Genomic DNA, 20,269 nt, shown 5'->3' with positions numbered 1-20,269 from the left:
GAAGAGCTTGAGCGGGTCTGCCCGGTGGTGGAGCGGCTGGTGAGCGAGCTGGGCGCATTGGTGAGCATCGATACCAGCAACCCGCAAGTCATGCGCGAAACCGCACGGCTGGGGGCCGGCATGATCAATGACGTGCGTGCGCTGAATCGAGACGGCGCGCTGGAGGCCGCCGCTGACAGCGGCCTGCCCGTCTGTCTGATGCACATGCGCGGCGAGCCGGACACCATGCAGCAGGATACGCATTATGCTCAGTCCATCGAGCAGGAAGTCCGGACGTTCCTAGCGGCGCGTATCGCGGCCTGTGAGGCGGCGGGCATTGCGCGTGAGCGACTGCTACTGGACCCCGGCTTCGGCTTCGGCAAGTCACTGCAAGACAATCTGCGCCTGTATCACCGCATGGCGCAGTTGCATGAATTCAACCTCCCGCTGCTGATCGGCACGTCACGCAAGAGCATGATCGGCAATGCCCTCGGGCGCGCGGTAGAGGATCGCTTGGCTGGTAACCTGGCACTGACGGCATTGGCCGTTCGTGACGGGGCCAGACTGTTTCGCGTTCACGACGTGGCCCCGACTGTCGACGCTGTCGACATGGCATGGGCCGTGCTACAGGAAGGCACGATACGATGAGTCGACGTTATTTTGGTACGGATGGTATTCGCGGCACGGTCGGGGAATTCCCCATCACGCCAGACTTCATGCTCAAGCTGGGCTGGGCGGCAGGCCGCGTGTTTGCCCGTCACGGCCGCGGCAAGGTATTGATCGGCAAGGACACGCGCATCTCGGGCTACATGTTCGAATCCGCGCTCGAGTCCGGCCTTTCGGCAGCGGGCGTCGATGTGTCCCTGCTCGGCCCGATGCCGACGCCGGGGATCGCCTATCTGACGCGCACCTTCCGCGCCGATGCCGGCATCGTCATCTCGGCCTCCCACAACGCCTATCCGGACAACGGCATCAAGTTCTTCTCCGCTGCCGGCACCAAGCTGGATGATGCGCTGGAAGCCGAGATCGAAGCCGAGCTGGACCGCGACATCGTGATCGTCGGCCCGGACAGCCTGGGCAAGGCGTCACGCATCCAGGATGCGGCCGGTCGCTATATCGAATTCTGCAAGTCCACGCTGCCGGGCCGTCTGGGCCTGCACGGCATGAAGGTGGTGCTGGATTGCGCGCATGGTGCGACCTATCACATCGCGCCGAACGTCTTCCGTGAGCTGGGTGCCAAGGTCAGCGTCATCGGCGGTGAGCCGGATGGCCTCAACATCAATCAGGGCGTCGGCTCCACGCACCCGCAGGCGCTGCGCGCGGCCGTCATCGAGCAGGGCGCCGATCTGGGCGTGGCCTTCGATGGGGATGGTGACCGCCTGATCCTGGTCGATGCCGATGGCCGTGTCATCGATGGTGACGACATCCTCTACATGATCGCGCGTGACCGTCACGAGCGCGGTGTGCTGGGCGGCGGTGTCGTCGGCACCCTGATGTCCAACTTCGGTCTGGCGGCTGCGCTGGAAGGCCTGGGAATTCCCTTCGAGCGTGCCAAGGTCGGTGACCGCTACGTCATCGAGCGTCTGGAAGCCAATGGCTGGCAGCTGGGTGGCGAATCCTCCGGTCACATCGTCTGCAGCCATATCCAGAGCACCGGTGATGGCATCGTCTCGGCGCTGCAGGTGCTGGCGATCATGGCGCGTGAAGAGTGCTCGCTCAGCGAGTTGCTGGTCGGCTTCGAAAAGGCCCCGCAGGCGCTGATCAATGTGCGTCTGGCGCCGGGTTGTGACAACAAGGCACTGATGGCGGCGGATGCCGTGCAGGCCGCGGTGGTCGAAGTGGAACAGACGCTGGGCAATGAAGGGCGCGTGCTGCTGCGTCCCAGCGGTACGGAACCGCTGATTCGCGTCATGGTCGAAGGGCGTCCGCACTTCGATGTCGATGCGCTGGCGGGTCAGATCGCCGCGACGGTCGAATCCAGCATGTCGGCGTGATGCGCTGACATGGCAGCTCGCCGGGGCGACGGTTCACGTCGCTGAGCGGTCGGGTTGCACAGGACGACAACAGGCGCCGAGTGCGCCTGTTGTCGTTTCTGGCAGTTGCCCCGAGCCTGATCGCGCCGGATCACGGGGCTTGACAGGGGTCGCGAAGGTTGTCAGTCAAGGGCGGCTCCATTACCATCCTCGCACTGCTCACAAGGGAGAAGCACATGCGTACACCGCTGATTGCCGGAAACTGGAAGATGAATGGTGATCTTGCCCTGGTCGATGAGTTTGCCCGGGGCCTGCAGGCGGCTGAGCTGCCGCAGGGCATTCAGGTGGCGCTGGCAGTGCCTTTCCCTTATCTGAGCGCCGCTCGCGCGAGCATGCCTGTGAGCGTGGCGCTGGCGGGGCAGACGCTGAACCCGGCGAGCGAAGGTGCCTTTACCGGCGAAGTGGCGGGTCAGATGCTCAAGGATGTCGGTGCCGCGATGGTGCTGGTCGGTCACTCGGAGCGTCGAAGCCTGTATGCTGAAGACGATGCGGCGGTACTGGCGCGTGTCGAGGCGGCGCTTGCCGCTGGCCTCACGCCGGTGCTGTGCGTCGGTGAGACGCTCGAGGAGCGTGAAGCCGGTGATACGGAGCGTGTCGTGCTGGGGCAGCTGGAGGCGGTGTTCTCCGCGCTCTCCGCCGATGCGCGCACACGTCTGGTCGTCGCCTATGAGCCCGTCTGGGCCATCGGTACCGGGCGCACCGCCTCGCCCCAGCAGGCGCAGGAGGTCCATGCGGCCATTCGCGCGCGCCTGGCCGAGTGGTCTGCCTCGCTCGCCGAGGCAATGCAATTGTTGTACGGCGGCAGCATGAAAGCTGCCAATGCCGCCGAGCTGCTTGCGCAGCCGGATATCGACGGCGGTCTCGTGGGCGGTGCCTCGCTCCAGATCGACGAATTCCTAGCCATTTGCCAGTCTGCAGGTTGAATCTCATGCAAGTAGCCGTTCTGATGGTCCATGTGGTACTCGCGGTCGCGCTGATCGTGCTCGTCCTTCTCCAGCAGGGCAAGGGTGCCGAAGCTGGCGCTGCCTTTGGTGGCGGTGGTGCTTCCCAGACCGTTTTCGGGTCCAGCGGTAGCGGCAACTTCCTCGCGCGCTTCACGGGTGTTCTGGCCGCGGGCTTCTTCGCGACCTCTCTGACACTGGCCTGGTTCGCGTCCAACGCCAACCAGCCGTCAGTCGAAGCGGGCATTCCGAATGCCAGCGTGATCGAGCAGCAGAAAAATTCACTGCCATCACTTGACGACTCCGAGGAAAGTGTGGAGAATACGTCGCCAGTGCTTGAGGAAAGCGGCAACGCAGACCAACCAGCACTCTAAGGAATTCAAGGCGTTAACTTTGAATTCTTCCGGGTAACGTCTCAGGCGATACCCGCCCCCGTGCCGAAGTGGTGGAATTGGTAGACACGCTATCTTGAGGGGGTAGTGACCTTATGGTCGTGGGGGTTCAAGTCCCCCCTTCGGCACCATCTTGTTAGATCGATTGGCAGTCTGGACGCAACTCTGCCACCTTGGAAAGACGTCATTCCTTGACCTCCTTTTTCGGTGACATTACCATCGTCCGACTATTGTTGCGGGGTGGAGCAGTCTGGTAGCTCGTCGGGCTCATAACCCGAAGGTCATCGGTTCAAATCCGGTCCCCGCTACCAAGTTTCTTGAAAGGCCCCTTCCTATGAAGGGGCTTTTTGTTAGCACCAGTGCCAATCAGCCACCTAGCTCTCTTCTCTACTCCCGGTCAGGTGCCTGATGCAACTGCTGTAGGAGCCTCGTCTGTGTCAACCAAGGACGCTGCGCTTAACGCGCTTATCGATCCAGTCGTCTCTGCTCTGGGCTTCGAGCTCTGGGGTATCGACTATCTCTCCCAAGGCAAGCAGTCCCGTCTGGTGATCTATATCGACCATCCCGATGGCATTACCGTGGACAACTGCGCAAACGTCAGTCGTCAGGTGGGTGCCGTACTGGATGTCGAAGACCCCATTACCGGTCAGTTCCAGCTTGAAGTCTCGTCTCCAGGCATGGATCGTCCGTTGTTCACGCTTGACCAGTACGAGCGCTACATCGGTCACGTGGTGGCACTGCGACTTCGCCAGGCCTTCGATGGCCAGCGCAAGTTCCAGGGGCTGGTGACTGGCACCGAAGACGGTGATGTCGTGATCCGGGTCGATGAAGAAGAATACTGCTTTCCCATTGAAAGCATCGACCAGGCACGCATTGTGCCGCAGTTCAAATAACTGACGTTGTCGGCACACCGCTCGCGTTGCGAGCCCGGGTCGATGCGCAAGGACAGGTTTCTGGCGAGGCAAAGTCATGAGCAAAGAGATTCTGCTGGTCGTTGACGCCATCTCCAACGAGAAAGGCGTGCCGCGGGATGTGATTTTCGAAGCCGTCGAAGCGGCATTGGCTTCGGCGTCACGCAAGCGTTTCGATCAGGAAGAGGCGGATATCCGCGTCAAGATCGATCGTGTCACCGGTGATTACGCGACCTACCGTCGCTGGACCGTCGTCGAAGACGACGAGTTCGAGACGCCGGACTACGAGATCAAGGCCAGCATCGCCGAACAGCGCGAAGAGCCGCTGGCGCTGGGTGCCGTGGTCGAGAAGCAGATCGAATCCGAAGCGTTCGGTCGCATCGCTGCACAGACCGCCAAGCAGGTCATCGTGCAGAAGGTGCGCGAGGCCGAGCGTGCGGAAGTGGTGCGCCTTTACGCCGAGCGTGAAGGTGAGCTGGTCGCGGGTATCGTCAAGAAGACGACACGTGATGGCCTCATCATCGATCTGGGCGACAACGCCGAAGGCTTCCTGCCGCGCGGTGAGATGATTCACGGCGAGCGCTACCGCTTGAACGAGCGGGTTCGTGCCCTGCTGTGGAAAGTCGACGCGGATGCTCGTGGTTCTCAGCTGATCCTGTCGCGTACGCGTCCTGAGCTGATCATCGAGCTGTTCAAGATCGAAGTCCCGGAAATCGCCGAGCAGCTGATCGAGATCAAGGGTGCTGCCCGTGATCCGGGCTCGCGCGCCAAGATCGCGGTCAAGAGCAACGACAAGCGCATCGATCCGATCGGTGCCTGTGTCGGCATGCGTGGTTCACGCGTGCAGGCCGTGTCCAATGAACTACGTAACGAACGCGTGGATATCATCCTGTGGGATGACAATCCTGCCCAGCTCGTCATCAACGCCATGGCGCCGGCAGATGTCGGTTCCATTCTGGTCGACGAAGACACCCATTCCATGGATGTCGCTGTCGCTGCGGACAACCTGGCTCAGGCCATCGGCCGCAGCGGTCAGAACGTTCGTCTGGCCAGTGAGCTGACCGGTTGGCAGCTCAACGTCATGACCGAGGCGGAAGCCGAGGGCAAGCGCGAGCAGGAAATCGACAGTTTCGTCGAATATTTCATCACTCATCTCGAGATTGAAGAGGATCTAGCCCGTGTCCTGGTGGACGAGGGCTTCACCTCACTCGAGGAAATCGCCTATGTCCCGCTCGAGGAAATGCTCGAGGTCGAGGGCTTTGACCAGGATCTGGTCGAGGAGCTGCGCGCTCGGGCCAAGGATGAACTGCTGAATCTCGCCATCGCCACTGAAGAGCAACTGGACGGCGCACAGCCGGCCGAAGACCTGCTCAACATGGAAGGCATGGAGAGTCATCTGGCATACATCCTGGCCAGCAAGGGTATCGTCACCATGGAAGACCTTGCTGAGCAGGCCATCGATGATCTGAAAGACATCGATGGCGTCGACGAAGAGCGAGCAGCGGCGTTGATCATGACCGCCCGCGCGCCCTGGTTCGCAAGCGAACAGTAACTAGGTCACGGGCTCAGGAGGGTCGTACATGTCAGAAATGACAGTCAAAGAATTCGCCAAGAAGGTGGGCCGCGAGTCAGCCCGCCTACTGGAACAGATGCATGAAGCGGGTCTGAAGCACAAGTCAGAGAACGACGCCGTCTCTGAGGTCGACAAGCAGAAGCTGCTTGATCACCTCACCAAGAGCCACGGTGGTGGCGCCGCTCCGGCAGCGCCCAAGAACCGCATTACCCTGACCCGCAAGACCAAGTCTCGCATCAACACGGGTAGCGGTCGCGGCAAGTCCATCGAGGTGCAGGTGCGCAAGAAGCGTACCTACGTCAAAGAGGGCGAAGAGCAGGCTGCAGAAGCGCCGGCTGCTGCTGCACCGGCAGCTGCCGTTGCGGACAAGCCGGCTGCGGCACCGCAGCGCGAAGAGCGTCGTGGCAATGACAACCGTCGCGAAGAGCGTCCGCGTCAGAGTGCACCGGCTGCTGCCGCTGCACCGGCCGCCGACGCTGCGCCGGAAGTCAATGCGCCGCCGAAGGAGCCGCGTGGTGATGCACCGCGTCGCGCCAAGGCTGCGCCGCGTGATGAATCACGTGATCGTCGCGAAGCCCGTGAAGACCGTAGCGAACGCAAGCGTGGCGGGGCCAAGAAGGTCAAGCGCGCCGAGCGTCGCGGTGGTCGTCGTGGTGGCCGTGATGCCAACCGTCAGCCGCCGAAGCCGGTCCAGACCTTCGTCCGTGAAGTCTCCATCCCTGAGTCCATCTCAGTGGCAGACCTCGCCGACAAGATGGCCGTCAAGGCGTCTGAAGTGATCAAGACCATGTTCAACATGGGCGCTGCGGTCACCATCAACCAGACGATCGATCAGGAAACCGCGACCATCGTGGTCGAGGAAATGGGCCACACGCCCAAGCTGATCAAGGATGACGCACTCGAGACAGCCGTTCTCGAAGGCATCTCCTACGAAGGTGAGCAGATCACCCGCGCGCCGGTCGTTACCGTCATGGGTCACGTCGACCACGGCAAGACCTCGCTGCTGGATTATATCCGCCGCACCAAGGTTGCCACAGGTGAAGCGGGTGGTATCACCCAGCACATCGGTGCCTACCACGTCGAACACGACAACGGTGACATCACCTTCCTGGATACCCCGGGCCACGCGGCGTTCACCGCCATGCGTGCTCGTGGTGCCAAGGCGACCGACGTCGTCATCCTGGTGGTGGCTGCCGATGATGGCGTGATGCCGCAGACCATCGAGGCTGTCGAGCACTCCAAGGCCGCGGGTGTCCCGATGGTCGTGGCGGTGAACAAGATCGACAAGCCGGGTGCTGATCCGGACCGCGTCAAGAATGAGCTGTCCCAGCACGGTGTCATCTCCGAGGAATGGGGTGGTGATACCCAGTTCGTCCACGTTTCCGCCAAGACCGGCGAGAACATCGACGCGCTGCTCGAAGGTGTCCTGCTGGTCTCCGAAGTTCTCGAACTTCAGGCCGTGCCGTCCGCGCCGGGTAAAGGCGTCGTGGTCGAGTCCCGTCTCGACAAGGGCCGTGGCCCGGTCGCGACCGTGCTGGTCCAGAACGGTACGCTGAAGAAGGGCGATATCGTCCTCGCCGGCCTGCATTACGGCCGTGTGCGTGCGCTGATCAACGAACTCGGCAAGCAGGTCGATTCCGTGGGTCCGGCCATGCCGGTCGAGATCCAGGGCCTGGGTGGCACGCCGGACGCCGGTGAAGAGTTCACCGTGGTCCCGGACGAGAAGAAGGCACGTGAAGTCGCCAACTTCCGTCAGGGCAAGTACCGCGAAGTGCGCCTGGCACGTCAGCAGAAGGCCAAGCTGGAGAACATGTTCTCCCAGATGGGTCAGGACGAAGTCGCCAAGGTCAACGTCGTCCTCAAGGCCGATGTGCAGGGTTCTCTGGAAGCCATCCGTGGCGCGCTGGAAGAGCTCTCCACCGAAGAAGTCAAGGTGGCCGTGGTCTCTTCCGGTGTCGGTGGTATCACCGGTACCGATGCCAACCTGGCACTCGCTTCCGAAGCGATCCTGGTCGGCTTCAACGTTCGTGCTGACGCCTCCGCGCGTGAGATCGTCGAGCGTGAAGGTCTGGATCTGCGCTACTACAGCGTCATCTACCAGCTGATCGACGAGGTCAAGCTGGCCATGACTGGCATGCTGGCACCGGAATTCCGCGAGCAGATCGTCGGTGTTGCCGAAGTGCGCGATGTCTTCAAGGCACCGAAGATCGGCGCGATCGCCGGTTGTATGGTCGTCGAAGGCAACATGTACCGCTCCAAGCGCATCCGCGTGCTGCGTGACAACGTGGTCATCTATGAAGGCGAGCTGGAATCCCTGCGTCGCTTCAAGGATGACGTCAACGAAGTCCGCAACGGCATGGAATGTGGTATCGGCGTCAAGAACTACAACGACGTGCAGGTTGGCGACAAGATCGAGGTGTTCGACCAGATCCAGGTCGAGCGCACGCTCTGATAGCGCCCCTGCAAGGAGAGATCACGGATGCGTGAATACAGCCGTACTGACCGCGTGGCGGACCAGATCCAGCAAGAGCTCGCGCTGTTGATTCAGCGCGAGGTCAAGGACCCGCGCCTTGGCATGCTGACGGTCAGCGCCGCCAAGGTCAGCCGCGACCTGTCCTACTCCGATGTCTACGTGACCCTGTTGGGTGACGACAGCCCGGAACGCATCAAGGAAAACCTCGCCGTGCTCAAGCGCGCGGCAGGTTTCCTGCGCTCCCAGCTGGCGCGCACCATTCAGCTGCGTCACGTGCCGGAACTGCGTTTTCATTACGATGAAAGCGTCGTTCGTGGCCATCACCTGTCCTCACTGATCAACGATGCGGTCGCTGACGATCGCAAGCGCAGTGCTGAACGCGGTGATGACGACAGCGAAGATGGTGCCCCGGGCACCACGCCGGACGCCTGATGGCGCGTCGTCGTCGCGGCTTGCCGATCGATGGCGTTCTGTTGCTGGACAAGCCCAAGGGCATGTCCAGCAACTATGCGCTTCAGAAGGCTCGTCGCCTCTACCAGGCGCAGAAGGCCGGTCATACCGGCACGCTCGACCCGATGGCGACCGGCTTGTTGCCGGTCTGCTTCGGGGAAGCGACCAAGTTCTCCTCGCATCTTCTCGAGGCAGACAAGGTCTATCGGGCACGGATCAAGTTTGGCCAGGTCACCGATACCGGTGATGCGGAAGGCACGGTGATTCGCGAGCGGGAGATTCCCGAGATTGCGCAGGCCGAGCTGGACGCGGTGCTGGACAGGTTCCGTGGCGAGATAGATCAGGTACCGCCGATGTACTCCGCGCTCAAGCACCAGGGACGTCCGCTCTATGAGCTGGCGCGCCAGGGGATTGAAATCGAGCGTGCAGTCCGTCGCGTTACCATCTACAATATGGCGCTTCTTGCGCGGCACTCCGATGGCATCGAGATCGAAGTGGCGGTCAGCAAGGGTACCTACATACGCAGTCTGGCCGAGGATATCGGCGAGGCGCTGGGCTGTGGAGCCCACCTCACGGCACTGCGTCGTCTCAAGACGGGCCCGTTCACGGGTGATGCCATGCTGGATTTCGAGCGCCTCGAGGCGCTGGCTGACCAGCAGGCACGTGAAGGCGTTCTGTTACCTGTCGACATCCTGCTCGATCATCTCCCGTGTCTCGACATCACTGCCGAGATGGCGCGGATGATATTGCGTGGTCAACAGGCTGAAACGACGACAGGGTCGCTGGAAGTGGACTCCCTGGCTCGTGTGTATCAGGACCAGCAGTTGCTCGGGCTGGTCCGGATTGCGGCGGAGGGCGTCATCGCTCCTCGCCGACTGCTCAGTTCTGCCGTCGAGGCGGCGGCTGGGTGAGCTGATTGCGGCCTCGCCGCAAGCCGCATGAAGACTGCAAATATGCGTGGTCTTCGACATTTCTAATCTATCAAGCATATTGCTTACTGGAGAGACAGATGGCACTTACCGCTGAGAAGAAGGCTGAGATCGTTACCGAATTCGGCCGTGGCGAGAACGACACCGGTTCCCCGGAAGTTCAGGTTGCTCTGCTGAGCGCCAACATTGATGGCCTGCAGGGTCACTTCAAGGCCAACAAGCAGGATCACCACTCCCGTCGTGGTCTGATCCGCATGGTCAACCAGCGCCGCAAGCTGCTTGACTACCTCAAGCGCAAGGACTTCGAGCGTTACACCGCTCTGATCCAGCGTCTGGGTCTGCGTCGCTAATCAGCGATGTTGCCGCCATGCACTTCGGTGCATGGCGGGCCCCCGGTGGGCACAGGAAAACCGACACTGCCTGCGGGCGGTGTCGGTTTTTTTGTGCCTGATACCGAGGTGATCCGGGCTTCAGATCAGAGGCTCGACCCGCGCTGCAGCCCGCTTGTCGCGTGGGATCAACCCGCTTTTCATTGCCTGTGGCGCGCTTTACCATGAGCGCCTGGCATCGATGACTATCAGATTAAAGGACATGCGCCGTGAACCCGGTAACGCACAGCTTCCAGTACGGTAATGACACCATCACCCTCGAGACCGGCCGCATCGCGCGTCAGGCGACCGGTAGCGTGATGGTGACCATGGGCAATACCTCGGTGTTGTGCACCGTGGTGGCCAAGGCGTCGCCGAAATCCGGCCAGTCCTTCTTCCCGTTGTCGGTCCATTATCAGGAGAAGGCCTACGCGGCGGGGCGCATCCCCGGCGGCTTCCTCAAGCGCGAAGGGCGTCCCACCGAGAAGGAAACCCTGACCTCACGCTTGATCGACCGTCCGATGCGCCCGCTGTTTCCCGAAGGCTTCATGAATGAGGTGCAGGTGGTCTGCACGGTGATGTCGGCGGAGCGCAATGTCGACCCGGACATCGCGGCACTGCTCGGCACCTCTGCAGCGCTTTGCATCTCCGGTGTACCCTTCGCGGGCCCCGTGGGCGCGGCGCGCGTCGGCTTCAGCGAGCAGCGCGGCTACTTCCTGAATCCCGGCTACAGCGAACTGGCGCATTCCGAGCTGGACATGGTGGTGGCGGGGACCGAGAAGGCCGTGTTGATGGTCGAGTCCGAGGCCCAGGAGCTGCTGGAAGACGAGATGCTCGGCGCCGTGCTCTATGGCCATCACGAGATGCAGAAGGCCATCACGGGGATCGAGACGTTCGCCGCCAAGGTCAATCGTCCCAAGTGGGCGTGGGTGCCGCAGAAGCTCGACCGCGTGCTGGTCGAGGCGCTGGAGCAGAGCTTCGCCACCCGGATCGGTGATGCCTATCGCCTGAGTGACAAGATGGCGCGTCAGGACAGTCTGTCGGCGCTCAAGGCGCAGGCCATCGACCTGCTGGGCGCCGAGGATGATGCGCGCTTCAGCGTCGAGGCCGTCGCCACGGCCTTCGCGGCGCTCGAGAAGCGTATCGTGCGTCAGCGCGTGATCGCCGGCGAGCCGCGTATCGATGGTCGTGATACGCGCACCGTGCGAGCGCTGGACATGGCGGTGGGCGTGTTGCCCAAGGCGCATGGTTCGGCGCTGTTCACCCGCGGCGAGACCCAGGCGATCGCCACTGCCACCCTGGGGACCACGCGCGACTCACAGCTGATCGAAGGGCTGTCCGGCGAGAAGCAGGACCGCTTCATGCTGCACTACAACTTCCCGCCCTACTGCGTTGGCGAGACAGGCTTCATCGGCGCGCCCAAGCGGCGTGAGATCGGTCATGGGCGTCTGGCGCGTCGGGGCATCGAATCCATGCTGCCGTCGCTGCAGGCCTTCCCCTACGCGATCCGTGTCGTCTCCGAGATCACCGAATCCAATGGTTCGAGCTCGATGGCGTCCGTGTGTGGCGCCTCGCTTGCGCTGATGGACGCCGGTGTGCCGCTCAAGGCGCCGGTCGCGGGTATCGCCATGGGGCTGGTCAAGGACGCCAATGGCGTCGCGATACTGACCGATATCCTCGGCGATGAGGATCACCTCGGCGACATGGACTTCAAGGTCGCGGGGACCGCCGAAGGCGTTACCGCGCTGCAGATGGACATCAAGATCGAGGGGATCGACGAGGAGATTCTTGAGCAGGCGCTGGAACAGGCCCTCGAGGCACGTCTGACCATCCTCGCGCAGATGAATGAGGTGCTGGCCGCCAGTCGCCAGGAAGTCTCGGACAATGCCCCGGCGATGCTGTCCCTCAAGATCGCGCCCAACAAGGTGCGTGACGTGATCGGCAAGGGCGGCTCCACCATCCGCAAGATCTGTGAAGAGACTGGCGCCAATGTCGATCTCGACGATGATGGCAGCGTGCGCATCTATGCCGAGCACAAGGCGCAGGCGCAGGCGGCTGCCAAGTACGTCGAGGGCATCATTGCCGAGGCCGAGATCGGCAAGCTCTATGCCGGCAAGGTGGCGCGCATCGCTGACTTCGGTGCCTTCATCACCTTCATGCCGGGCACTGATGGTCTGCTGCACATCTCGCAGATCGTCGAGGAGCGGGTCAATGACGTACGCGACTACCTCAACGAAGGCGATGAGGTGGTGGTCAAGGTGCTCGACATCGACAACCGCAATCGCGTCAAGCTGTCGCTGAAAGAGATCAGCGAAGAAGAGAAGGCGGCCTTTGCCGCTGCTCAGGCTGAAGAGGCCGCCGCCCAGGACTGACCGATCGTCGCGGAGCGTCCCCGCCCCGGTCTTGCCTGCTCTGCATGAGAGGCGCATCCTCCGGGCAAGAAAAAGCCCCCGCCAGGTCACTGGCGGGGGCTTTTTTCATATCTCCCTGCTCAATATTGCGCGAGCAGCGAGAGTTCAGGCGGGGGTGCAGATATGTGAGCGATCAGCTGCGCTCGATGGCCAGCGCGACACCCTGGCCGCCACCGATGCACAGGGTCGCCAGACCCTTCTTGGCATCACGCTCGATCATCTCGTGCACCAGCGAGACCAGCACACGGCAGCCGGAGGCGCCGATCGGGTGGCCGAGGGCAATGGCGCCGCCATTGACGTTGACCTTGTCGACATCCCAGCCCAGCTCCTTGTTGACCGACAGGGCCTGGGCGGCGAAGGCTTCGTTGGCTTCGATCAGGTCGAGGTCTTCCAGGCTCCAGCCGGCCTTCTTGAGGCACAGGCGAGTCGCCGGCGCCGGGCCGATGCCCATGATCTTCGGATCAACACCCGCGTTGGAGTAGGCCTTGATGGTCGCCAGCGGCGTCAGGCCCAGCTCGCGTGCCTTGTCGGCGGAGCACAGCATGACCACGGCAGCGCCGTCGTTGAGCGCCGAGGCGTTGCCGGCGGTAACGGTGCCATCCTTCTTGAAGGCCGGGCGCATGCCGCCGAGCTTCTCGGCCGTGGTACCGGCGCGCGGGTTCTCGTCGGTATCGAAGACGATCGGGTCGCCCTTGCGCTGCGGGATCTCGACCGGGACGATCTGGCCCTTGAAGCGGCCAGCTTCGATGGCTGCGCAGGCCTTCTGCTGAGAGGCGGCCGCGAAGGCGTCCTGGGCTTCACGGGTGATCTCGTATTTCTCGGCCAGATTCTCGGCGGTGATGCCCATGTGGATGTCATTGAAGGCATCCCACAGACCGTCGTGGACCATGGAGTCGATCGCCTTCCAGTCGCCCATGCGCTTGCCGTCACGCGAGTTGGGCAGCACGTGCGGAGACAGGGACATGTTTTCCTGACCGCCGGCCAGAATCAGCTCGGCATCGCCGCAACGGATGGCCTGGGTGGCCAGGTGCAGCGCCTTGAGGCCAGACCCGCAGACCTTGTTGATGGTCATGGCGGGCACGCCTTCCGGCAAGCCTGCCTTGATGACCGCCTGACGTGCCGGGTTCTGACCGCATCCTGCTGTCAGTACCTGGCCCAGAAGCACTTCATCGACCTGATCGCCACTGACACCCGTGCTGGCGAGGATATCCTTGATGACATGTGCGCCGAGATCCGCGGCGGAAATGCCAGCCAGGCTGCCACCGAAGGCGCCTACGGCGGTACGACGGGCTGCTACGATCACCACATCCTGCATCTGAACGCTCCTGTTCTCTTGCGAGACTGTCTGAGTCAATTGGCTGCGACTATGGCCATGCCATCAAGCGGGCGAGGCGCAGTCCTGCTGAGGTGAGATTCCAGCATAAGGCAGTTTTGTGCGGTGCGGCAATCGCCAAAGGGCATCTCCAGTGTCAGCCTTTAGCCATACGTATCGCCTCTCCAGACGGCACGACGCCAGCGCTCTGGCAGGCAGGGCTGGCGTCGTGTTGGAGCGCTCGCGGCAGGCTCAAGGCCTGAAAGCATCAGCCCTCAGGGCGTGGAGCGGCAGGCAGCAAGGGGTGCTCAGGCCATCTGGACCGGGATGGCGTTGGCCGTATGGCTGACCTCGTTGCCTTCCATCAGATAGACCATGGAGGGCTTGTGCGCGTCCAGTTCGCTCTCGGCGTAGTGGGCGAAGGCGCAGATGATCACGCGGTCGCCGACATCGGCCTGGTGGGCTGCGGCGCCGTTCACCGAGATGATCTTCGAGCCTTCTTCGCCGCGAATGGCATAGGTGGTGAAGCGCTTGCCGTTGTCCACGTTGTAGATCTGGATCTGTTCGTACTCACGAATGCCTGCCATGTCGAGCAGGTCGCCATCGATGGCGCAGGAGCCCTCGTAGTTGAGGACGGCGTGAGTCACGCGGGCCATGTGCAGCTTGGCCTTGAGCATGATGGCTTGCATCAGGATGTCTCCGGTTGAGCGCCGCCGGGCGCAGATCAAGGCCCTGGGACCAGGGCCATGGCGCGCATGACGTGGCGGACAGTGCCACGCCAGGGTGCAAGGCGGCGCAGTCTAATCAGGCATCAGGCCACCGGCAAGGCGACCTTCAGGTTATCGAGCAGGCGCGTACGGCCCAGGTGTGCGGCGACCAGAATCACCGCCTCGCGCGTGTCATCCTCGACCGACCCCAGGTCAGCCGCGCGGCGCAGCTCGAGATAGTCCGGCTTGAAGCCGCTCTCGCTGATGGCGGCCAGCGCCTCGCGCAGCGCCACATCACGCGGCACGCCCTGCTCAAGGCGAGCCTTCAGGGCATCGAGGCACTGCTTGAGTCGCGGCGCGATGGCGCGCTCCTGCTCACTCAGGTAGCCGTTGCGTGACGACAGCGCCAGACCATCCTCGGCACGCACGATGGGCACACCGATGATCTCGATGCCGAAGTGCAGGTCGCGGTTGAGCTTGCGGATCACGGCCAGCTGCTGGAAGTCCTTCTCGCCGAAACAGGCGACTTCAGGGCGTACCAGATGGAACAGGATGCTGACGACGGTGGCGACGCCATCGAAGTGCCCCGGACGGTTGCCGCCGCACAGGCCTTCGGAAACGCCCGGCACCTGCACGTTGCACAGTCCGTCGCGGCCCGTGGGGTAGAGTTCCGCCGTCGAGGGGGCGAACAACAGGTCACATCCTTCGGTGGCCAGCGCATTCTGGTCGGCCTCGAGGGTGCGCGGATAGCTGTCGAGGTCTTCGCCGGGGCCGAACTGCAGCGGGTTGACGAAGATGCTCGCGACGACCATGTCGGCATGGCGGCGCGCTTCACGGACCAGCGACAGGTGGCCGGCATGCAGATTGCCCATGGTCGGCACCAGCGCGATACGCAGGCCATCGCGGCGTGCCTGGGCGAGTTGCTCGCGCAGGGCGTTGATCTGGGAGACGGTTTTCATCAGAAGCCGTGCTCCGGCGCCGGGAAGCTGCGCGTCTTGACCGCCTGGTGGTAGGCGGCGAAGGCCTCCTGCACGCTGCCGGCATCACTCATGAAATTCTTGACGAAGCGTGGCTTGCGGCCGGGCGTCAGGTCGAGCATGTCGTGCATGACCAGGATCTGGCCATCGACGTCCACGCCGGCACCGATGCCGATCACCGGCACCTCGACGGCATCACGAATGCGCGCGGCCAGCTCGGACGGCACGCATTCGAGCAGGATGATCGCGGCACCCGCGGCTTCCAGCGTGCGCGCATCGGCGATGATCTGCTCGGCGCGTGCCTCGTCGCGACCCTGCACCTTGTAACCGCCGAAGGCATGTACGTGCTGTGGCGTCAGGCCCATGTGCACGCAGACCGGTACACCACGCTGGACGAGCGCGGTGACGGCATCGGCCAGCCAGGCTTCGCCTTCGACCTTGACCATCTCGGCACCGGCACGCATCAGACGCGCCGCATGGTCGAGCAGGATGTCGGTGCTGGCATTGCTCATGAAGGGCAGGTCGGCCATCAGCAGGCTACCTTGCTTGCCACGTGCCACGGCGGCGGTGTGGTAGCAGATGTCATCGATGGTGACGGGCAGGGTGCTGGTATGGCCCTGCAGGACCATGCCGAGAGAGTCGCCGACCAGCAGCACTTCAATGCCGGCATCGCTGGCAAGATGAGCAAAGGTGGCATCGTAGGCGGTGAGGCAACTGAACGTCTCACCATCGGCCTTGAGGCGGCGCAGGGTGCTCAGGGTGACGTTTTTCATCGGGACGCTTACTCGTTGCGGCGCGTATGACGCAGCTGCCCGTGGCGTCGAGCAGCCGCGATCGCGAGAAGGCCGCCGAGGGCGGACTGCGGGCGACACGGGCCGGTGTTACCAGAAAGTGTTACCGCACAGGCCAAAGTGGGCACGACGGTAACAAGATGGCGAAACTCTACTCCTGAGGTCCGAGGGGGAGCAAGTCATCGCCCTCAACTCGAGACGCCAGTGTTTCGAGATTCTCCTCGCCCAGCACGCTGAGGCGCTGCGGGCCCAGCAGGTCAGCCAACGGACGCATCACGAAACCACGTTTGAGCATTTCGCGATGGGGCACGACGAGACGCGGCGTCGAGATCCTGCTGTCATTGAAGAGCAACAGGTCCAGATCCAGCGTGCGGGGGCCCCAGTGACGCAGCCGCACGCGGCGATGCTGCTGTTCGAGGGCTTGCAGTTGATCGAGCAGGGCGAGGGGAGACAGGCGGGTCGATAGCTCGGCGACGGCATTGACGAAGTCGGGCTGGTCCTGCGGGCCGACCGGCTTGCTGGCATACAGGCGAGAATGTCGCGTGCAGCGGGTCAGCGGCAGCCGGTCGAGAGCCTCAAGCGCGCGCTCCAGTTGTGCGCGCGGATCGTCAAGATTGGCACCGAGGCCAATCAAGGCTGTCGAAATCATGCGGAGTTCCTGCGTGGAGACGGCAGTGGCTCAGATGAGCCACTGCTCAGCCCTGGCCGCGACCATTGCGCCGACGCTTGCCGCGACGCTTGGTGCCGACCGGCTTGCTGCCGGCGGGGCCTTCATCGGAGACACCTTCGATCATCGTGACCTGGGTGCGAGCATCGACTTCCTGGAAATCGGTCCACCACTTGCCCAGCCCCGGCTTCACTTCGCCGGCGAATTCGCGCAGCAGCAGGAAGTCGTAGGCGGCGCGGAAGCGCGGATGCTCGCGGGTCTGGAAGGCGCGTTTGCCACGGCGACGCGGCAACTTGGCCTGCATGTCCCAGATCTCGCGCATCGGAATGCTGAAGCGCTTCGGGATCGAGGTATGGTTGAGCTGGCGAGCGATCGCCTGCTGAGCCGCCTGGTGGGCTGCCGGAATATCGGGCATGCCACTGGCGATCAGCTGGTCGGTACGCGCCTTGACGCCCGGCCACAGCAGGGCGGCATACAGGAAGGCCGGCGTGACCGGCTTGTCTTCGCGGATGCGGTCGTCCGTGCTGGCCAGCGCCTTCTCGATCAGCGGCATGGACCAGTGATAATGCGCGAAGCTCTCTTCCGTCTCGGGGAACAGCATCTGGAACAGACCAAACTCACGCAGGAGATGGAAGGTTTCCAGTGCATAGCCGGACATGAATAGCTTGAGCACTTCCTCGAACATGCGCGCCGGCGGAATCTGCAGCAGCAGCGGGGCCAGTTCGTACATCGGTTCGGCCGTGGCCTCCTCGATGTCGAAGTCCAGCTTGCCGGCGAAGCGGACGGCACGCAGCATGCGCACCGGGTCTTCGCGATAGCGTGTTTCCGGGTCACCGATCAGGCGAATCATGCGCGCTTCGATATCGCGTACACCATTGGCCCAGTCATGGATCGTGAAGTCGGACACGTCGTAATAGAGGGCATTGATCGTGAAGTCGCGGCGCAGCGCGTCCTCCTCGATGGAGCCGAAGACGTTGTCACGCAGCAGCATGCCGTCTTCCGACTGCTGGGTATGCTGGCTGGGCGTGCTATCGGCCGGCTTGCCGCGGAAGGTGGTGACCTCGATCACCTCACGACCGAAGCGCACGTGCACGATACGGAAACGACGGCCAATGATGCGGGCATTGCGGAACAGCTCGCGGACCTGTTCCGGCGTGGCGTTGGTGGCCACGTCGAAGTCCTTGGGGCGTTGTCCGAGCAGGGCATCACGGATACAGCCACCGACCAGATAGGCCTGATATCCACCGCTTTGCAGGCGATAGAGTACCTTCAGCGCATTCTCGCTGAGCTGGCGGCGGGACACGGGATGCTCATCCCGCGGTATCACACGCAGGCTGGGCAATGGGGCCGCGGGCGCGTCAGTTGCATTGAAAAGCGTCTTCAAGCGGTCACCGGGGCGTTGTAGAAAGCGGGTAAATCCTTTGAGCATGCAGCGATTCGACTCGTGCGTGGCAGGCCGCCCAGTGTAGCCGAGGGCAGATACCTTGGCAAAGCGCCGGTCTGCCATCCAGGGGCCGACTCTGCACTTCAAGGCGTCTGACGAGGCGAAAATCACCTCTCAGACAAGGAAAAAGGGAGACCGATCACTCGGTCTCCCTTGCAGGTAGGGTACACGCATCCTTGAGCGGATGTTCTTTTTCGTGATGGCGCATCGCCCTGAATACGCACCACAGTCACAAATCAATGCAGACAGATCCTTCGTGTTGCAGATCATGTTGTTGTTGTCTGGCTGTCTGTTCGGTGACCATCTCGTATTCAAAACAATCTTCCATTCACCGACGGCTGAGTAGCCTCCCCCCGCGAGTTGTTGTTGTTTCGGGGGTGATCCGGGGTCGAGCCTGTTGTTCTTGTTGGTGCTCGAGGCCGGATTCGTCGCGTCCTGGTCAGTAGATTCCGGACTGCCGATATCTTGTTGTTGTTGGATCGGCGGATGATGAACTGCGGCCGTTTGTTCTTGTTTTGGCTCTTGCCTGTCACCACTCATGTAGTGAGGCATGCGGTTCATCATCAATGTCACGCGCTCGACGGGTATTGTTCTTGTTGGTGTCGAGGGTTTTCGAAGCATTGCGCGTTCTTGTTGTTGTTGGGCGCGCTTCGTATTTCCGGTTGTTCTTTTTCTTGACCGTGTTATTGCATCGGATGTGCCACAGCTTAAAAAAAACCAGCAATTCAGTCATTTAGACATAGGTCGCTGAGACGTGAGGTGTAGAGAGGTGCGAGGTGTTACCTGACGTGCCCATTGGTGCGCTGGATAGGGTCATGATTTGGGGTCGATGGTAACAATTGGTGCGAAGGTCTAACGAAGTGCCTTGCAAGCTAATGATTGAGCTGGGTTTTTTGCGAGTCATTCGACACTAAAGTCTAGCGATGCCCTCGATGATGCGGGGATCTCTGGCAGGCAAGGTGGCGCCGCAGGCGGGTTGCTCACTCGGGAGGGCACCTGCATGGTGCAGTAACTTCAGCGCAGTGATTTCAGCGCAGTAACTTCAGCGCAGTGACTTCTGTGCGCCAGCGTCAGTGCTCCAGCTTCATTGCGCCGACGTCAGTTTGCGGGAGAGCTGCGGCGGCCCTTGCGGCGTGGAATGCCCAGGCGCTGGCGTCGCTCCCAGAGGTTCTTGCGGCTGATGCCGAGGCGGCGTGCGAGCTCGGTCTCGCTCATGTGGTCCTGATGCTCGAGCACGAAGTGCTGGAAGTAGTCCTCCAGCGAGAGGTCTTCCTCCTCACCGGCATCGCCGACCACCGAGAGGCCGCTGCGTGGGGTGTCCGCAGGCGGTGGCTGGCCCATGTCCTGTTGGCCGACCGCGGGTTGCCCTGTCACAGGCGCTGCGGCCGTCTCGGAACTTGCGTCCCTGGCGGCGCCTTTCACTGTGCCTTTCATCGACCCTTTCATCGCTCCTTTCGCCGCCCCTTTGCCCGCTGTCTTCGGCGCCTGAGCAGTCGGCGGGGGCACCGGGTCTGCCGTTGCGGCGGGCGCTGCCTGAAGCGGCTGCCCTGAGGGCGTGCGCAGGCCGAGGTCTTCCGGGGCGATGATGCGGCGCTCCGCCAGGATGACGCCCCGCTCGAGGGCGTTTTCCAGTTCACGGACATTGCCGGGCCAGGCGTAGTGATGGATTTCCTGTCGTGCCCGCTGAGAGAGTCGCATGCCGTCCCGACCATGCTTGCGGGCGATGCCGGCCAGCAGATGCTCGGCCAGTTCCAGCACGTCATCGCCGCGTTCACGCAGGGGCGGCAGGTCGATCTCCATCACGTTCAAGCGGTAGTAGAGGTCGAGGCGGAACTCACCGCTGGCCGAGAGCTGATGCAGGTTGCGGTGGGTCGCGGCGATGAGGCGGATGTCGACGTAGCGCGTCTCGAT

The 20,269-nt window shown here is 62.6% G+C and carries 19 protein-coding genes and 2 tRNA genes; 13 read left to right on the top strand and 8 right to left on the bottom strand.

Annotation, left to right across the window (positions count from 1 at the left end):
* From folP to pnp, 13 genes are all read left to right on the top strand, one after another.
* Window positions 1-627, top strand: a 627-nt coding sequence (folP, locus tag AC4FAH_RS02965) for a dihydropteroate synthase (protein WP_490245628.1), incomplete at its 5' end; no start/stop codon positions are given.
* Complete coding sequence (gene glmM / locus AC4FAH_RS02960; protein WP_043333386.1) at window positions 624-1,973, top strand: phosphoglucosamine mutase; 1,350 nt, start codon at window positions 624-626, stop codon at window positions 1,971-1,973. The genes folP and glmM, both read left to right, overlap by 4 nt.
* A gap of 215 nt (window positions 1,974-2,188) precedes the next feature.
* Window positions 2,189-2,935 (top strand): triose-phosphate isomerase, encoded by a 747-nt coding sequence (gene tpiA / locus AC4FAH_RS02955; RefSeq protein WP_043333389.1) that lies wholly within the window; start codon window positions 2,189-2,191, stop codon window positions 2,933-2,935.
* A 5-nt stretch (window positions 2,936-2,940) separates the two neighbouring features.
* Entirely contained in the window at window positions 2,941-3,327 is a 387-nt protein-coding gene (secG, locus tag AC4FAH_RS02950) for a preprotein translocase subunit SecG (protein WP_043333391.1), read from the top strand.
* Window positions 3,328-3,389: 62 nt separating this feature from the next.
* Window positions 3,390-3,476 (top strand) — tRNA-Leu (locus tag AC4FAH_RS02945).
* A gap of 103 nt (window positions 3,477-3,579) precedes the next feature.
* Window positions 3,580-3,656 (top strand) — tRNA-Met (locus AC4FAH_RS02940).
* A gap of 123 nt (window positions 3,657-3,779) precedes the next feature.
* Window positions 3,780-4,238, top strand: a complete 459-nt coding sequence (gene rimP / locus AC4FAH_RS02935) for a ribosome maturation factor RimP (protein WP_043333393.1) — start codon at window positions 3,780-3,782, stop codon at window positions 4,236-4,238.
* Between the two features lie 76 nt (window positions 4,239-4,314).
* On the top strand, window positions 4,315-5,808 hold the full coding sequence (nusA, locus tag AC4FAH_RS02930; RefSeq protein ID WP_043333395.1) for a transcription termination factor NusA: 1,494 nt from the start codon (window positions 4,315-4,317) through the stop codon (window positions 5,806-5,808).
* Window positions 5,809-5,836: 28 nt separating this feature from the next.
* A complete protein-coding gene (infB, locus tag AC4FAH_RS02925) occupies window positions 5,837-8,281 on the top strand; it encodes a translation initiation factor IF-2 (protein ID WP_043333398.1) in 2,445 nt (814 codons plus the stop codon).
* A 27-nt stretch (window positions 8,282-8,308) separates the two neighbouring features.
* Window positions 8,309-8,734: a 30S ribosome-binding factor RbfA gene (gene rbfA / locus AC4FAH_RS02920; RefSeq protein WP_043333400.1), complete on the top strand. Its 426-nt coding sequence runs from the start codon at window positions 8,309-8,311 to the stop codon at window positions 8,732-8,734.
* Window positions 8,734-9,663, top strand: coding sequence for a tRNA pseudouridine(55) synthase TruB (gene truB / locus AC4FAH_RS02915; protein ID WP_043333402.1), 930 nt, complete (start codon window positions 8,734-8,736; stop codon window positions 9,661-9,663). The genes rbfA and truB overlap by 1 nt, the downstream gene beginning before the upstream one ends.
* A gap of 98 nt (window positions 9,664-9,761) precedes the next feature.
* Window positions 9,762-10,031, top strand: coding sequence for a 30S ribosomal protein S15 (gene rpsO, locus AC4FAH_RS02910; protein ID WP_024952154.1), 270 nt, complete (start codon window positions 9,762-9,764; stop codon window positions 10,029-10,031).
* Between the two features lie 248 nt (window positions 10,032-10,279).
* Window positions 10,280-12,421 (top strand): polyribonucleotide nucleotidyltransferase, encoded by a 2,142-nt coding sequence (pnp, locus tag AC4FAH_RS02905; protein ID WP_286988720.1) that lies wholly within the window; start codon window positions 10,280-10,282, stop codon window positions 12,419-12,421.
* A gap of 172 nt (window positions 12,422-12,593) precedes the next feature.
* On the opposite strand, the gene AC4FAH_RS02900 is transcribed toward pnp, so the two are convergent.
* From AC4FAH_RS02900 to AC4FAH_RS02865, 8 genes are all read right to left on the bottom strand, one after another.
* On the bottom strand, window positions 12,594-13,775 hold the full coding sequence (locus AC4FAH_RS02900; protein WP_043333407.1) for an acetyl-CoA C-acetyltransferase: 1,182 nt from the start codon (window positions 13,773-13,775) through the stop codon (window positions 12,594-12,596).
* Between the two features lie 305 nt (window positions 13,776-14,080).
* The gene (gene panD / locus AC4FAH_RS02895) at window positions 14,081-14,461 is read right to left on the bottom strand and encodes an aspartate 1-decarboxylase (protein ID WP_043333409.1); all 381 of its coding nucleotides are present in this window, start codon (window positions 14,459-14,461) and stop codon (window positions 14,081-14,083) included.
* 122 nt (window positions 14,462-14,583) lie between these two features.
* Complete coding sequence (gene panC / locus AC4FAH_RS02890) at window positions 14,584-15,438, bottom strand: pantoate--beta-alanine ligase (RefSeq protein ID WP_490245627.1); 855 nt, start codon at window positions 15,436-15,438, stop codon at window positions 14,584-14,586.
* Window positions 15,438-16,229, bottom strand: a complete 792-nt coding sequence (gene panB, locus AC4FAH_RS02885; RefSeq protein ID WP_054556449.1) for a 3-methyl-2-oxobutanoate hydroxymethyltransferase — start codon at window positions 16,227-16,229, stop codon at window positions 15,438-15,440. The genes panC and panB overlap by 1 nt, the downstream gene beginning before the upstream one ends.
* Before the next feature lie 169 nt (window positions 16,230-16,398).
* Window positions 16,399-16,896: a 2-amino-4-hydroxy-6-hydroxymethyldihydropteridine diphosphokinase gene (folK, locus tag AC4FAH_RS02880; protein ID WP_043333416.1), complete on the bottom strand. Its 498-nt coding sequence runs from the start codon at window positions 16,894-16,896 to the stop codon at window positions 16,399-16,401.
* Between the two features lie 46 nt (window positions 16,897-16,942).
* Window positions 16,943-18,343 carry a polynucleotide adenylyltransferase PcnB gene (gene pcnB, locus AC4FAH_RS02875; RefSeq protein WP_043333418.1) on the bottom strand — a complete coding sequence of 467 codons (1,401 nt, stop codon included), beginning with the start codon at window positions 18,341-18,343 and terminating at the stop codon, window positions 16,943-16,945.
* Between the two features lie 129 nt (window positions 18,344-18,472).
* Window positions 18,473-18,979, bottom strand: coding sequence for a hypothetical protein (locus AC4FAH_RS02870; RefSeq protein WP_152965404.1), 507 nt, complete (start codon window positions 18,977-18,979; stop codon window positions 18,473-18,475).
* 477 nt (window positions 18,980-19,456) lie between these two features.
* Window positions 19,457-20,269: AAA-type ATPase lid domain-containing protein (locus AC4FAH_RS02865; RefSeq protein ID WP_490245626.1), on the bottom strand; the 813-nt coding region annotated here is incomplete at its 5' end.

Source organism: Cobetia sp., from assembly GCF_983723665.1.
Note: the sequence above shows the minus strand (reverse complement) of the source record. Positions and strands in the feature narration are given on the sequence as shown.

Bases quoted from the DNA above. Each gene is read 5' to 3' on its own strand.
- infB (WP_043333398.1), top strand. From the start codon at position 5,837: ATGTCAGAAATGACAGTCAAAGAATTCGCCAAGAAGGTGGGCCGCGAG.
- glmM (WP_043333386.1), top strand. From the start codon at position 624: ATGAGTCGACGTTATTTTGGTACGGATGGTATTCGCGGCACGGTCGGG.
- secG (WP_043333391.1), top strand. From the start codon at position 2,941: ATGCAAGTAGCCGTTCTGATGGTCCATGTGGTACTCGCGGTCGCGCTG.
- AC4FAH_RS02900 (WP_043333407.1), bottom strand. From the start codon at position 13,775: ATGCAGGATGTGGTGATCGTAGCAGCCCGTCGTACCGCCGTAGGCGCC.
- pcnB (WP_043333418.1), bottom strand. From the start codon at position 18,343: ATGCTCAAAGGATTTACCCGCTTTCTACAACGCCCCGGTGACCGCTTG.
- truB (WP_043333402.1), top strand. From the start codon at position 8,734: ATGGCGCGTCGTCGTCGCGGCTTGCCGATCGATGGCGTTCTGTTGCTG.
- folK (WP_043333416.1), bottom strand. From the start codon at position 16,896: ATGATTTCGACAGCCTTGATTGGCCTCGGTGCCAATCTTGACGATCCG.
- rbfA (WP_043333400.1), top strand. From the start codon at position 8,309: ATGCGTGAATACAGCCGTACTGACCGCGTGGCGGACCAGATCCAGCAA.
- rpsO (WP_024952154.1), top strand. From the start codon at position 9,762: ATGGCACTTACCGCTGAGAAGAAGGCTGAGATCGTTACCGAATTCGGC.
- AC4FAH_RS02870 (WP_152965404.1), bottom strand. From the start codon at position 18,979: ATGCTTCGAAAACCCTCGACACCAACAAGAACAATACCCGTCGAGCGC.
- nusA (WP_043333395.1), top strand. From the start codon at position 4,315: ATGAGCAAAGAGATTCTGCTGGTCGTTGACGCCATCTCCAACGAGAAA.
- panC (WP_490245627.1), bottom strand. From the start codon at position 15,438: ATGAAAACCGTCTCCCAGATCAACGCCCTGCGCGAGCAACTCGCCCAG.
- panD (WP_043333409.1), bottom strand. From the start codon at position 14,461: ATGCAAGCCATCATGCTCAAGGCCAAGCTGCACATGGCCCGCGTGACT.
- tpiA (WP_043333389.1), top strand. From the start codon at position 2,189: ATGCGTACACCGCTGATTGCCGGAAACTGGAAGATGAATGGTGATCTT.
- panB (WP_054556449.1), bottom strand. From the start codon at position 16,229: ATGAAAAACGTCACCCTGAGCACCCTGCGCCGCCTCAAGGCCGATGGT.